The 13,434-nt window shown below is 61.4% G+C and carries 10 protein-coding genes and 2 pseudogenes; 4 read left to right on the forward strand and 8 right to left on the reverse strand.

The window, feature by feature from the left end; all coding sequences use genetic code 11:
* Window positions 1–70: 70 nt before the first annotated feature.
* The 5 genes from CNQ84_RS01090 to CNQ84_RS01110 form a co-directional block, all read right to left on the reverse strand.
* Window positions 71–2,119 carry a flotillin family protein gene (locus tag CNQ84_RS01090; RefSeq protein ID WP_096003073.1) on the reverse strand — a complete coding sequence of 683 codons (2,049 nt, stop codon included), beginning with the start codon at window positions 2,117–2,119 and terminating at the stop codon, window positions 71–73.
* Between the two features lie 54 nt (window positions 2,120–2,173).
* Complete coding sequence (locus tag CNQ84_RS01095) at window positions 2,174–2,815, reverse strand: hypothetical protein (RefSeq protein WP_096003074.1); 642 nt, start codon at window positions 2,813–2,815, stop codon at window positions 2,174–2,176.
* A gap of 31 nt (window positions 2,816–2,846) precedes the next feature.
* Window positions 2,847–3,542: a PspA/IM30 family protein gene (locus CNQ84_RS01100; protein ID WP_096003075.1), complete on the reverse strand. Its 696-nt coding sequence runs from the start codon at window positions 3,540–3,542 to the stop codon at window positions 2,847–2,849.
* A gap of 14 nt (window positions 3,543–3,556) precedes the next feature.
* The gene (bacA, locus tag CNQ84_RS01105) at window positions 3,557–4,177 is read right to left on the reverse strand and encodes a biofilm formation regulator BacA (protein ID WP_096003076.1); all 621 of its coding nucleotides are present in this window, start codon (window positions 4,175–4,177) and stop codon (window positions 3,557–3,559) included.
* Between the two features lie 256 nt (window positions 4,178–4,433).
* Window positions 4,434–4,922: an MgtC/SapB family protein gene (locus CNQ84_RS01110; protein WP_425439940.1), complete on the reverse strand. Its 489-nt coding sequence runs from the start codon at window positions 4,920–4,922 to the stop codon at window positions 4,434–4,436.
* Window positions 4,923–5,074: 152 nt separating this feature from the next.
* Between CNQ84_RS01110 and CNQ84_RS01115 the strand changes: the two genes are divergently transcribed.
* Entirely contained in the window at window positions 5,075–6,400 is a 1,326-nt protein-coding gene (locus CNQ84_RS01115; protein ID WP_096003078.1) for a diguanylate cyclase domain-containing protein, read from the forward strand.
* A 21-nt stretch (window positions 6,401–6,421) separates the two neighbouring features.
* Here CNQ84_RS01115 and CNQ84_RS01120 read toward each other — a convergent pair whose 3' ends face one another.
* Window positions 6,422–7,339 carry a DUF808 domain-containing protein gene (locus tag CNQ84_RS01120; RefSeq protein ID WP_096003079.1) on the reverse strand — a complete coding sequence of 306 codons (918 nt, stop codon included), beginning with the start codon at window positions 7,337–7,339 and terminating at the stop codon, window positions 6,422–6,424.
* Between the two features lie 170 nt (window positions 7,340–7,509).
* On the opposite strand from CNQ84_RS01120, the pseudogene CNQ84_RS21015 reads away from it, so the two are divergent.
* The 3 genes and pseudogenes from CNQ84_RS21015 to CNQ84_RS01130 all read left to right on the forward strand — a co-directional run.
* A pseudogene (locus CNQ84_RS21015) lies at window positions 7,510–8,286 on the forward strand (PAS domain-containing protein); the annotation flags it as partial.
* A gap of 99 nt (window positions 8,287–8,385) precedes the next feature.
* Window positions 8,386–8,826 (forward strand): annotated as a pseudogene (locus tag CNQ84_RS21020) (methyl-accepting chemotaxis protein); the annotation flags it as partial.
* Window positions 8,827–8,888: 62 nt separating this feature from the next.
* Complete coding sequence (locus CNQ84_RS01130; RefSeq protein WP_096003081.1) at window positions 8,889–10,085, forward strand: CaiB/BaiF CoA transferase family protein; 1,197 nt, start codon at window positions 8,889–8,891, stop codon at window positions 10,083–10,085.
* 681 nt (window positions 10,086–10,766) lie between these two features.
* On the opposite strand, the gene CNQ84_RS01135 is transcribed toward CNQ84_RS01130, so the two are convergent.
* A complete protein-coding gene (locus CNQ84_RS01135; RefSeq protein ID WP_096003082.1) occupies window positions 10,767–11,972 on the reverse strand; it encodes a pyridoxal phosphate-dependent aminotransferase in 1,206 nt (401 codons plus the stop codon).
* A gap of 4 nt (window positions 11,973–11,976) precedes the next feature.
* Complete coding sequence (locus CNQ84_RS01140) at window positions 11,977–13,395, reverse strand: amidase (RefSeq protein ID WP_096003083.1); 1,419 nt, start codon at window positions 13,393–13,395, stop codon at window positions 11,977–11,979.
* Window positions 13,396–13,434: the final 39 nt, after the last annotated feature.

A 13,434-nucleotide genomic window follows, 5' to 3' on the forward strand; every position in this document is an offset into this window, starting at 1 on the left:
CTCGTCATTCCCGAATTGGCTTAGCAATGCAACGCCCCGGCCATGCCGGGGCGTCAAGCGGTAGGGTGTATCAGGCGTCGGCGTCGCCCTTGTTGGCCACGCTCGGCATATCACCGTTGCCACGGCCGGCCAGCAGCCGTTGCAGCACGTCCTGCACCACCGGGCTCTTGCCAACAACCCCTTCAATGGCCTTGCCCACCGACAGCGACTTGGCAAAGGAATTGAAGAAGTCACCCTCCCCGCCCACGATCTCGATATTGGCCTTGCCCAGCGCGGTAGACAGCACCTCAGCCTGGTCGCGGGCGATATCCTTGTTAGCGGCGATAGCGGCCATCGCTTCCTCAAAGCTCTTCTCAAGCTGCATGCGGAATTCTTCGTGCTGACGGGCATCGGCGCTGAGCGCATCGAGCGCAGAGAACTTCTTGCCCAGACCTTCGGCTTCGGCGTTGAGACGCTCCAGCAGGACTTCGGCCTCGACCAGCCCCTGATCCTTGGCGGCACGCGCCTTGGCTACGCCAATCTGCTCTTCGCCGCGCGCCTGCGCGGTCAGCTTCTCTTCCAGCACCTTGGCTTCTGCCAAGCCCTCTTTCTCTCGGGCAGCAGCCTGCGCTTCGATTACCCGTGCCTGCGCCAGCCCCTGCTCCTGCTCACCCTTGGCCTGGGCAATCAACTGCTCGGACTGGATGCGCGCTTCGGCCAGGCCTTCCTTCTCTTTGGCGGCCGCGGTCACTTCACGCACGCGAGCGGCAGCCAGGCCATTGGCGGCGGCTTCGGCCTGCGTCCCTTCGGCACGCTTCTTCGCGGCTTCGGACTGCTTGGCGGCCGCTTCCAGCTCGGCCTGAGCCAGGTTGTTCATCTCGACAGCCTTGTGCCGCGACTTGGTTTCATCGGCCTCGGCCTGCTTGACCTGACGCACCAGCTCCTGCTCGGCCTCAGCCTGGGCATTGAGCACCTGAACCTGCTTCTGGCGATCGGCCTCAGCGACTTCGCGTACTTCCTTGATGCGTTCTTCTTCCTGCGCCACGGTTTTTTCGACCGCAACACGCTCACGAATCACGCCAGCAATATTCTTGCGTTCTTCCTCCAGCGCCTTCTCTTTCTCAATGCGCTGCAGCTCAACTTCACGCTCACGGGCAACCACTTCCAGATCCCGCGCCCGGGTTACCTTCTCGACCTCAATCACCACAGCGCGCTGACGATTTTGCTGGGCCACCTCGACTTCGCGGTGGTGGTTCTCGCTACGAATGTCCAGATCCTGCTGGGTCTGGATGCGGGCCTGTTCAGCCTTGAGGCGCTCTTCTTCCTGCACCTTGACGGTTTCGGCCTGCTCACGCGCCCGGATGGTTTCGATTTCACGCTCCTGGCGCGCCTCGGCATCTGCCTGCTGGCGTTCCAGTGCCAGCGTCGCCTCGCGGGTTTCGACGTTCTTCTTCATGATCGCGAGCTCTTCGTTACGCTCCAGCTCGTTGGTGATCACGTTCTGGGTCGCGGTCAGCTCGGTAATCTTGCGAATACCCTGGGAATCAAGAATGTTGGTGGGGTCAAGCGAGGTGCGCGGCGTCTGCTCGAGGTAGTCGATCGCAACGTCTTCAAGCACATAGCCATTCAGGTCGTTACCGATGACCTCGATGATGCGGTCACGGAAGTTCTGACGCTCTTCAAACAGGCTGACAAATTCAAACTTCTTACCGACCGTCTTCAGCGCCTCGGAGAACTTGGCGTTGAACAGTTCGTTGACGGCGGTGCGGTCAGAGGCGCGGTCCACCCCAATCGCCTTGGCCACCTTGAGCACATCCTGCTGGGTCTCGTTTACCCGCAGGTAGAAGGCGACCGTAATGTCAGCACGCAGATTGTCCTGACAGATAAGCCCATCCTTGCCACGTCGATCCACTTCGAGCGTCAGCAGGGAGATTTTCATGAACTCTTTCTTGTAGATCACCGGATAAACCAGCGCCCCGGTGAAGTGCACCTTGGGAGTAGCACTCATATCGTTCACGATCAACGCCGTACCCTGGGGTACCTTGATGTAGAACGCATTGAACAGGACAAAAAAACCGACGATCAGCAAAAAGACGATGCCAACCCCGATCAGGAAGGGCATTACCATGGACATACTCATTACGCTCAAACTCCTTTGCAGGACGACACAGCACCTGAACAGTGCCGCCTCGCACTATTTCCCATTGAATTCTTCTTCGCTGATCACCCGATAGGCATGCTCTGCCTCCAGGTACTCAAGCAATACAAGACGATCACCGCGCTTGAACCCCCGCGTGGGGTCCGCCCGCACACGCAGGATCAGCCCTGCACCGCCGTCTTCCAGCAGCGCCTCGCCCAATCGATCGCTTACCAGAGGCGATCTCACCACCACGACCTGGCCGAGCAGCGAGCGCGTGGTTGAGCCCAGCGCCTTGCGAAACAGCGGCCGCAGCGGCGCCACCACCAGCCGGGTGACAGGCACGGCCACCACCAGCGCCAGCACGATGACCACCAAACCCACCGGGTAACGCAACAGCCCCAAGGGCAGCCAGCCAAGCAGCAGCAACTGCGCGAAGTAACTGGCCAGCCAGGCAAAAAACACCAGCACCGTCAGCACCAGGGTGACCGGGACGTCATGCAGTCCCAGCTTCATCAGCAGGCCGCCGAGGCCTTCGGCATTGGACGGGTCGTCCATGCCGCCGTCACCACCGGCGTCCAGCACGTCAACATCGACTGCGCCCAGCGCCACCGTCAGCCAGTACAGCATGGCTACGCACAGCATGAAGCTGAACAGCACTACCGGAAACGTCAGCGACGTCTGAAAGAAAAGCTCCATCCCGATCCCCCTCCCTGACCGCTCAAGACACCTAGCTGTCGGAGCGCTGCTTGAGACGCTCAAGCACACTGTCTGCGCTGCCGGAGGCCGGCGTAATGCCCGCCGCCCGCAGTTTTTCTTCAAGCGCCTGGTCGGGGCTACCCTCAACCGCCAGCTCGGCTGCGGCCTCCATGCGGGCGCCACGCTCGGCCTGCTTCTGCTTGATACGCTCCAGCGATTCCAGCGCGGTGTGCATCTTGGCCTGAGACCCGCCGTAACGCTGCGACACCGCAAGCTGCGCCTTCTGCACGCTTTCAGTCGCCTTGACCACATCAACCTGTTGCTTCAGTCGCTTGATATTGCCTTCGGCCTGCTGCACCGCCTGACGCAGATTGGCCACGCTGGTGGCGTAGGCCTCGGCCTGCTCGGACTCCAGCTTTGCCTCGTTTTCCAGGCCTGCGATCTTCTCGGCGACTTCACGCGCCAGCGTCTCGTTACCGGACTCCAGCGCCTTGAGTGCGTACTGTTCATACTCGGCGATGCGCGCCGAGACCTTGCTCAGCTTGTCGGCAGCCAGCTTCTGCTTGGCCATGATATTGGCCAGCGCTTCGCGAGAACGATGCAACTCGGCATCGGCATCGCGGATTTCCTGATCGAGGATACGCAGGGCCTGGCTATCGACCAGCGCCTCGCCTGCTTCCTGGGCACCACCGCGCATTGCAGTCAGCAATTTGCTCCACACGTTCATCAGCTTTCTCCTTGTCAGGCTGGCATCGCCAGATGATTCTCATAGGCTTCAGTGGCCTTGATCACGTTGTCCGCCAGCAACTCGATCTCGAACACCACATCAGACAGTGCCGAGCCAGAGCTCAAGGCACCAAACATGGTGTAGCAATCGGTGCCGTCGGCCAGACGCTCAAGACCGATACTCGACAGCGGGAACAGCTTGTGGGTGCGCAGCACCTCTTCGTTGAACTCGGCCAGATCACGCACATCACTCACCGGCCACAACAGGGCTTCAACGATGATCTGCTCGCCAAACACGGCAATAAACAGCGGCAAATCACCGTATTCATGCATGGTGACGTGCAAGCTGGCTTCGCTGCCGTCAATCAGCTCCACACTGGCGCGCTTGCCCTGAAACAACTCGGTGCCACTCAACGCCTTGTGCAACGCTGTGGCAGTCCAAACCTGCTGCATGCTCATGTCTATCTCCTTCTCCATTGAGTCCAGCTGGGCCATCGGCTGGCGCAGCTTGCGTTCTACTGCCATGAGCGCAGAGGCATGCTCGGGCAATATCCAGACTTCCTTCTTGACCAGCCCCTGCTCACGCAAGCGCTGGCGATAAAGTCGCTGATAGTAGGCAGATGATTTCTTTTCCATGAAGCGAGACTAGCCCATCACATGTAACAATTCAATGAATTACATGTGATGACTTTAAAGGCGCTGTTCAGGCTGCGGCGCAATGGGCAAGCAGGCCCGCGCAAACAGGCATTACAAGAGGGACGGATCAGTAAAAGGCGGGCGCTTTCCAGGCGGCATGAGAGAAGGCGCGATCCGTGCACCGGCTATTTAACTACAGCAGCCTTGCGCGCGTCTGACAAAGAAGAGTCTACTCGCGCACAGTTCGACGTTTTTCTCAGGAAGGCGATTGAGGAGAGCGAAACAGCATCGGCACCAGGTGCAGGATGATCAGCGCTAGAGCCGCACAGAGCAAACCGGTTGCCTGGTGCCCCAGGCCAATGGTGACGCCAATCGCCGCGGTCAGCCAGATACCGGCGGCAGTGGTCAGGCCCTTGACCTGATTGGCTGCATCGCCCTTGAGGATAGTGCCCGCCCCGAGAAAGCCAACGCCGGCAACCACACCCTGGATCACCCGACTCATGGCGTCGTCCAGCGCCCCGGCCACATCCGGCACCAGCACAAACAGCGCAGCACCAAGGCATACCAGCATATGCGTACGCACACCAGCCGCCTTACCCTGCCGCTCGCGCTCCAGACCCAGCACGCCGCCCAGCAGCGCCGCCAGCAGCAACCGCAGCGTCACACGAGTGCCCTGCTCTATGTCTGTCAGATCGGAAAATTCATCGGCCAGCGTACTGCTGACGATACGTACCACCTGCTCCATGTCAGCCATGGCGCTCTCCTGTTCCCGGGAAGCCTGCCTACACCCTAGCTGTGAGTGCTCCCAGCGCCGGTGGTTCAGTCCCCAGCATCAGATAGCCACCACTCATCATAGGCGCGCTATACTGCGGCAAAGCGTTCTCGTTCGATGATCCAATGACTCTCTTGCTGACCGCCATCACCCTGACTGCGCTACTGCTCGCATGTGGCGCTCTGTGGCGCAGCAGGCGACAGGCAGCCACCTTTAAAGCACTACTGAAACTCTCCCCCAACGGCCTGCTGCTGCTTGACCGTCAACAGCATATTATCTGGCACAACCCGGCAGCGGCCCGCCTGCTCGGCCAGCCTCGCCAGCGCCTGCCCGGCCACCTGCCACTCACTCACTGGCTACCCGCCCTGCGCAGCCTGCCCGTTCCCATGGAGCGTATCGGGGTCGTGCTGGCCGCCGACGACGGGGTGCGCCAGCAGGATCTCACGCGCCTGCCGGACATCAATGGTCGGACAGTCATCCTGCTGCACCCGGAAGCCGACCTGCAATCCAGTACCGAGGCCATGGAACGCTTCAAGCGCAGCCAATATTTTGCCCAGATCGGCACCTGGGACTGGCATATCGGCACCGACCAGCTGTATTGGTCCGAGGCTATTTACGGCATGTTCGGTTACAAGCCCGGCGAGATCACCCCCAGCTACAGCCTGTTCTGCGACAGCGTGCATCCCGATGATCGCGAGCACGTGCTCGAAGGCGAGCTGCGCTGTATTGAGACCGGTGAAAACCACGACGAGGAATATCGCGTTGTCTGGCCCGATGGCAGTGTGCACTGGGTGAGAGAGACCGGGAATGTGGTCAAGAACGAACAAGGCGAGCCGGTCAGAATGATGGGAATCGTCCGCGATATAACCAACGAGAAGCGCTCGGCCAATGAACTGCGCAAGCTCGCGCACCGCGACCCGCTGACCGGGCTGCCCAACCGCCTGATGCTGGAGCAGCAGCTTGCTGCGGCACTCATTCGCGCACGCACGCAAGACCAGCGCCTCGCGCTGGTCTTCATCGATCTCAACCACTTCAAATCCATCAACGACCAGCACGGCCACGCCACCGGCGACAGCGTGTTGGTAGAGGTCGCCAAGCGCCTGCGCAGTGCGGTGCGCAACAGCGACATGGTGGCGCGCCTGGGCGGCGACGAGTTTGTCGTACTGTTCGAGGGCCTGTCACGTAGCAGCGAAGTGGATACCGAAGCACAACGCATCAGCGAGCAGCTGTTCACCGCGCTTACGCCGCCGATGCAACTGCAAGAGGGCGATTTCCAGGTCGGCGCCAGCCTGGGCGTGGCCGTATTCCCCGACCACGCCGTCACTATGGACAAGCTCATTCACGCCGCCGACCTGGCGATGTACACCGCCAAGCGCAGCGGCAACAACCAGTATCGGCTGGGTGACGACCCGCACGCTCAGGCCCAGCTGCTGCAGTCCAGCAAACACTGAGCGCTGAACGACGCTCCGCTGTCAGGCGCGTGAGCGCAGACGACCGGCCAGCGTAATCACGCCCAGAATCACCGCGCCAGCCACCACCCCGAACAGCGCATTCAGCAAGGTAGGCGTCAGCCCGCCCAGTACCGTTCCGAGCCACGGCCAAGCGTCGACCTGGGCGGCGCTGGCCTCAATCCAGTGGTGCACCACAGCCACGCCATGGCTGAGAATACCGCCGCCCACCATGAACATGGCGGCCGTCCCCACCACAGAGAGGGTTTTCATCAGCAAGGGCGCGCCTGCCAGAATGGCACGCCCGACAGCCTGAGCAGCGGCGCTGGTGCGTCGAGTCAGCGCCAGTCCGCCGTCGTCCAGCTTGACGATACCGGCCACCAGCCCATAGACACCGAGGGTCATCACCAGCGCAATACCGCTGACCACCAACACCCGGGTGAGAAACTCTGCCTCGGCAACGGTGCCCAGAGTGATCGCAATAATTTCCGCCGAGAGCACCAGATCGGTACGAATGGCCCCGGCGATCTTCTGCTTCTCCCGCGCCACCATATCGACCTGATCATCGTTCAACGCCTTGACCGTCTCCTGATGCTCGCCTTTAACATCATGCAAGAACCGGTGAGCCAGCTTTTCCGCGCCCTCGTAGCAGAGAAAGGCACCGCCAAGCATCAACAAGGGCGTGATCAACCACGGCGCAACAGCGCTGATCAGCAACGCGGCCGGCACCAGAATCAATTTGTTGCGCAGCGAGCCCTTGGCAACGGCCCAGACCACCGGCAGCTCGCGCTCGGCGCGCACCCCGGTTACCTGCTGGGCGTTCAACGCCAAGTCATCTCCCAGCACCCCAGCAGTCTTTTTTGCCGCAATCTTGGTCATCACGGAGACGTCATCGAGCACCGAGGCAATATCATCAAGCAGAACAAGCAGACTGGTAGCCAAGCAACGCTCCCTATCGATTGGTTGGTTGAACGACACACGGCCACATCGGCAACCGCGCAATATAATGACCCAGCGGATAGCAGAAGGGTTAAAGTAGACGCCTGAGCTGCCGATGCATACCTACACCCCTGCATCGCCGATGCACCAACCAGCGCCAGCACGAGACTGCCATGTTCGGATCCGGTATCAAAGCAGAGCTTCGCCACAGCCAGCAACTTGCCGCGAGCCAATCTCGCATACTGGACGCCATCCGGCAAAACCTGGCCTGGATCGAGTTCACCCGAGACGGCGAGATCATCGACGCCAATCAGGCCTTTCTGGGCGTCGTTGGCTACAGCCTGGACGAGATACGTGGCCAGCACCACAGCCTGCTCTGCACCCAGGATGTCACCGCCAGCGCCGACTACCGCCGATTCTGGCAACGGCTCAGCAGTGGCGAATCGTTCACGGATCGGTTTGCGCGGATTGACAAGAACGGCCGCAAGATCTGGCTGGAAGCAAGCTATATCCCGGTGACCGATGCGACCGGCGCGGTGGCTCGCGTGCTCAAGCTGGCTTTCGACATCACCCGCGAGGTTGAAGCGGAACAACAGCACGAGAGCCTGCTCAATGCCATCAATCGCTCCATGGCAGTCATCGAATTCACCCTGGCAGGCGAGATTGTCACCGCCAACGACAACTTTCTGCACACCATGGGCTATCGCCTGGATGAGGTGAAAGGCAAGCACCACCGCATTTTCTGCCATGAGAGTACCGCCAACAGCCCGCGCTACCAGCAAGACTGGGAGCGCCTGAACCGGGGCGAGTACCTCTCTGACCGCTTCAAGCGGGTCACCCGCAGTGGCCAGACCATCTGGCTACGCGCCACTTACAACCCGCTCTACGACAGCCAGGGCAAGCTGTATGGCGTGGTCAAGTTTGCCAGCGACATCACCGCCCAGGTAGAACGCAGGCAAGCCGAGTCGGCTGCCGCCAAACTGGCCTTCGAGATTGCCGAAGAAACAGACGAGAGCGCTCGCACGGGTGCGACCACGGTCGAGCAAGCGGTTGAGGTTGTACGCTCCATCGCCGGGGAGCTAGACGCGGTATCCGAGCACATCAATGCACTGAACACCCAATCAGACCGCATCAACAGCATCGTCCAGGTGATCCGTGGCATTGCCGACCAGACCAACCTGCTGGCCCTCAATGCTGCCATTGAAGCAGCCCGCGCCGGGGACCAGGGCCGTGGCTTCGCCGTGGTGGCCGACGAAGTACGCAACCTGGCTGCCCGCACCAGCCAGGCGACAGTCGAGATTAACGAGGTTGTGCAACAGAACATGGAGCTGGCGCACCGCGCCGTCGACGGCATGGCGGGCAGTCGCAGCAAATCGGAGCAAGGTGTCCAGCTCGCCAACCGGGCGGGCGAGGTCATGCTGGAGATTCGCGACGAAGCGCAGCGCGTGGTGGATGCCATCGGGCAGTTCGCCGACGCCATCCAGGACTAGCCGTTCCGCCTGGCAGGCCTTTGACCTACACTGGCGAGCCTATCATCACCGCCGGAAGCGACATGGACACAACCAAACCCCTCGCCGGACTCAAGGTCATCGAACTCGGCACGCTGATCGCCGGCCCTTTCGCCGCTCGCATCTGCGCGGAGTTCGGCGCTGACGTCATCAAGGTCGAATCACCCAAGGGCGGCGATCCACTGCGCAAGTGGCGCAAGCTGTACGAGGGCACCTCACTGTGGTGGTTTGTGCAGGCGCGCAACAAGCAGTCGCTGACGCTCAATCTGAAGGACGCAGACGGTATCGCGATTCTCAAAAAGCTGATCAGCGAAGCCGATATTCTGATCGAGAACTTTCGCCCCGGCACACTGGAAAAACTCGGCCTGGACTGGGATACCCTGCACGCGCTCAACCCGGCTCTGGTCATGGTACGGCTGTCCGGCTTTGGCCAGACCGGTCCGCTGAAGGATCAACCAGGCTTCGGTGCCGTCGGCGAGTCCATGGGCGGCTTGCGCTATATCACCGGCTTTGACGATCGCCCGCCCGTGCGCACCGGCATCTCGATTGGCGACTCGATCGCCGCGCTCTGGGGCGTGATTGGTGCCCTTATGGCCCTGCGGCACCGCGAGATCAATCAGGGCAAGGGGCAGATTGTCGATGTGGCACTCTACGAAGCGGTGTTCGCGATGATGGAGAGCATGGTGCCGGAGTTCGACGTCATGGGCTTTGTGCGCGAGCGCACCGGCAACATCATGCCCGGCATTACGCCCTCCTCCATCCACACCTGCAGCGACGGCAAGGCAGTGCAGATCGGTGCCAACGGCGATGCCATTTTTCAGCGCTTCATGCGCGCCATTGGCCGTGACGACCTGGCTGATGACCCGACCCTGGCCGACAATGCCGGCCGAGACGCCAGACGCGACGAGCTGTACGCACTGATCGACCGCTGGGCCGCCAGCTTGCCGCAGGACGAGGTATTAAAGGTGCTGGAGCAGGCCGACGTCCCAGCCAGCAAGATCTACTCTGCTGCTGACATGGTCACCGACCCGCAGTACCTGGCCCGCGAGATGTTCCTCAACGCCACCCTGCCCGACGGCAAAGCCTTCAAGATCCCAGGCATTGTCCCCAAGCTCTCAGACACCCCCGGCAGCGCCGAATGGACCGGGCCGGCGCTGGGCGAACACACCGACAGCATTCTGCGCCAGCTTGGCTACGACGAGGCACAGATTGCCGAACTGCGTGGGCGCGGGGCGATTTAGCGGGACGTAAGGAGAGTATCGTCTGAGTGATCGGACGCAGAGCGTCCGGACAGGCGCTCCCACGCGGAGCGTGGGAGCGATCAACAACGGTGGAGTGTGCACGGAATCCAGTCCCGTTTACGCGGGCGAGTAGCGCAGATTTGTCGGGAAAAAGAAGCGTAGGATGTCTGAGGAGCGTAGCGACGAGTTTTACGCTTCCCCGATAAATCGAGCAACGCAGCGAACCCGAAGGGCCGCGTAGCCGGGTGCCCCGGGGGATTCAGGGAATCGCCAATCCATTTCATATACCCTCTGGCGATCAGGCCGGTCCGCAATCAAGGCGTGGTTTCGAAGGCATGTCGGGACCTGTCGAGAAATCACAACGCAGAGTTCGGACCGGCCTGATCGCCCCGCAGGGCGAGCGCTCAAGCAGCATCTGACTGCGTTGCGCTGCTTGCCAATAGACCCAACTATTGGCTACACATCGCGCCTTGCATCTGCACGCTTGAGCACTCGCAGAGGGCGTGTGAAATGGATTAGCGCTTCCCTTTGGGGGGCCGGGCAACCGGCCCCCTTTGGCTCGCCGTGAAGGCGAAAGGCTGATTCAGTAACAGCGCAGTAAACAATCAACAGTTACTGGCCCACGCCAAAAGAGGTCAGCACCCATGCGTCAGGAAACTGCCAGTTTTAAAGGCTCCCTCCCTAATCAAAATCCTGCTTCTCCATCCACGGAATAATCCGCTCAAACGCCTGCTCAATCCGCTCCAGCGAGGTCGAATAACTCAACCGCAAGGCATTACTGCAGCTGTTGCCGAAGGTCTCGCCAGGGATGGTACAAACCCCGGTTTCCTTCAGCAGCCGCAGCGCCACATTGGTGCCATTCACCCCCTCCGGCAGCGACGGAAACAGATAGAAGGCGCCCTCGGGTTTGTACCCGGTCAGGTGCGGCGTCTGCTCCACCAGCTCCACCAGCCGATCCCGCCGTCGGGTGTACTCGCTGAGCATTTGCTCGATAAAGGCACCGCCACTGCGCAGCGCAGCCACCCCGGCCCACTGAAACGGCGTATTGGCCACCGTGGTGGTAAACATGTGATAGCGCCGCAGCTTTTTGATTGCCGCCTGGCTGCCGATCAACCAGCCAATGCGCATGCCCGCCATGCTGTAGGTCTTGGAGAAACTGCTGACCACCATGACGTGATCCAGATCGCTGCAACACGACAGCACCGAGGGATACTCTCGACCGTCGTAGATCAGGTGATCGTAGACCTCGTCGCTGATCACATGAATGCCACGGTAGGCCGCCTCCTCCAGAATTGCCTCCAGCGTCTCGCGCGGATACAGCGTGCCGGTCGGGTTGCTGGGCGAGTTGAGCACAATCGCATGGGTGTGCGGCTCGATCGCGTCGATGACCTCCTGTGGATCAAGCTGGTGGTTGTTCTCTGCGCGGGTAGTGATCTCCGTGACTTCACCACCATTCATCCGGATCAGCGGCGCATAGAGCATGAACGCGGGGTCAGGCACGATAAAATGGCGGCCCGGCGCGGCCACGGCAGTCAGCGCCAGATAGAGCGCTTCGGTCGCCCCGGTGGTGATCATGATGTTGTCGGGGCTGAGCGGCCGCTGATAGCGCTCGCTGTAGTATTCGGCGAGCGATTCAAGCAGCTCGGGCAACCCGGCATCCATGGTGTAGCCAGTCTGCCCGGCACGCAGCGCCTCGACCGATGCCTCCACGACGGTATCCGGCGCAGGCAGGTCCGGCTGACCGATGGACAGGTGAATGACGTCGTCCATGGTGGACGCCAGATTGACCATCTTGCGGATACCCGGAATCGGAATAGTCAGCAGCGCCGGGTTCCAGATCGGATCTTCCGATTCGTACAGGTCGATGTCGGAGCTTCCCAGTGGCATGGCGTTACTCCTGTGCAGCGTTGAACAGGGCCGGACGGCGATCGGTCAGCGGCGCCGCCTGCTGGTAGGCATGACCGGCGCGCATCACTACCGCATCGTTGTAGCGTGCGCCCACCAGCTGCAGGCCAATCGGCAAGCCCTTGCTGTCAAAGCCGCAGGGCACGGACAGCCCGGGTTGCCCGGTCATGTTGAAGGGGTAGGTAAAGGGCGTCCAGGTCGGCCAGCGGGTGCTGGGCCAGTCCTCCGGCACTTCACGCCCGGTCTTGAAGGCGGTCAGCGGCAGGGTTGGTGTCAGCAGCAGATCGTACTTCTGATGGAACGCCGCCATGCGCTCGCGCAACGCCATGGACTCATTCATCGCGCCCATGTAATCGAGCATGCTCAGGCGTGCGGCCTTCTCCGATACCTTGATCAGTTCCGGGTCCATCAGCGCGCGCTTCTTGGGCCCGAGGTCGCGAATGGCATTGGCGGCGCCGCCGTAAAACAAATGGCCAAAGGCGGCCAGCGGATCACTGAAACCGGGGTCCACCCGCACCACCTCGGCACCCAGGTCGGCGAATACCTTGGCCGCCTCGGCTACCGCCGCTTCCACCTCGGGGTCTACATCCACGTAACCGAGATTCGGGCTGTAGGCGATCTTCAGCCCCTTCACTCCGCCCCGCAGTTCGGCCAGATAATCGATATTGCGCCGAGGCACCGCGTTGGTGTCGCGATGATCAGCCTCGGTCAGCACATTCATCATCAGCGCGCAGTCTTCCACGGTCCAGGTCATCGGGCCGGCATGGGCCAGCGTGCCGAACGGGCTGGAGGGCCAGTGCGGCACTTCACCAAAGGAGGGCTTGAGCCCAACGATGCCGCAGAAGGCAGCGGGAATGCGGATTGACCCACCGGCATCGGTGCCCAATGCCATGGGCGCCATGCCCAAAGCTACCGCCACACCGCTGCCGCCCGAGGAGCCGCCGGAGGTTTTATCCGGATTCCAGGGGTTGTTGGTTACGCCGTCGACCGGATTGTCGGTGACGCCCTTCCAGCCCAGCTCGGGCGTGGTGGTCTTGCCGATAGGCACGTAACCATGCCGCGCCAGCGCCGCAGTGCAGGCACCGGTCTTGCCCAGGGTGCTCGACGGATCGACCGTATGCGAGCCTTTGAGGGTTGGCCACATGGGCGTGAGAAAGACATCCTTGACCGCCACGGGCACGCCATCAAGCAGCCCCTGCGGCGTGCCAGCGCTATAGCGCTGCTCCGACTCGCGCGCCAGCGCCAGACTGGTCTCGCGATCCACCAGACAGAAGCCATTGGTATGGCTGTCCACTCGTTCGATCTGGTCCAGCATGGCGCTAGCCACATCGACTGGCGAGAGCTGACGGTCGGAAAAATGTGCCCGCAACTGCATTGCCGTCATTGCCAGAATTTCGTCGGACATAATCGTCTCCTCAGTGCCAGAGTGCCCGGGCTATTTCTC

The organism is Pseudomonas abyssi, assembly GCF_002307495.1.
GTDB lineage: Bacteria > Pseudomonadota > Gammaproteobacteria > Pseudomonadales > Pseudomonadaceae > Halopseudomonas > Halopseudomonas abyssi.

Coding starts and splice junctions, on each gene's coding strand:
- CNQ84_RS01090 (WP_096003073.1), bottom strand. CDS start 2,119: ATGAGTATGTCCATGGTAATGCCCTTCCTGATCGGGGTTGGCATCGTC.
- CNQ84_RS01095 (WP_096003074.1), bottom strand. CDS start 2,815: ATGGAGCTTTTCTTTCAGACGTCGCTGACGTTTCCGGTAGTGCTGTTC.
- CNQ84_RS01100 (WP_096003075.1), bottom strand. CDS start 3,542: ATGAACGTGTGGAGCAAATTGCTGACTGCAATGCGCGGTGGTGCCCAG.
- bacA (WP_096003076.1), bottom strand. CDS start 4,177: ATGGAAAAGAAATCATCTGCCTACTATCAGCGACTTTATCGCCAGCGC.
- CNQ84_RS01110 (WP_425439940.1), bottom strand. CDS start 4,922: ATGGAGCAGGTGGTACGTATCGTCAGCAGTACGCTGGCCGATGAATTT.
- CNQ84_RS01115 (WP_096003078.1), top strand. CDS start 5,075: ATGACTCTCTTGCTGACCGCCATCACCCTGACTGCGCTACTGCTCGCA.
- CNQ84_RS01130 (WP_096003081.1), top strand. CDS start 8,889: ATGGACACAACCAAACCCCTCGCCGGACTCAAGGTCATCGAACTCGGC.
- CNQ84_RS01135 (WP_096003082.1), bottom strand. CDS start 11,972: ATGCCACTGGGAAGCTCCGACATCGACCTGTACGAATCGGAAGATCCG.
- CNQ84_RS01140 (WP_096003083.1), bottom strand. CDS start 13,395: ATGTCCGACGAAATTCTGGCAATGACGGCAATGCAGTTGCGGGCACAT.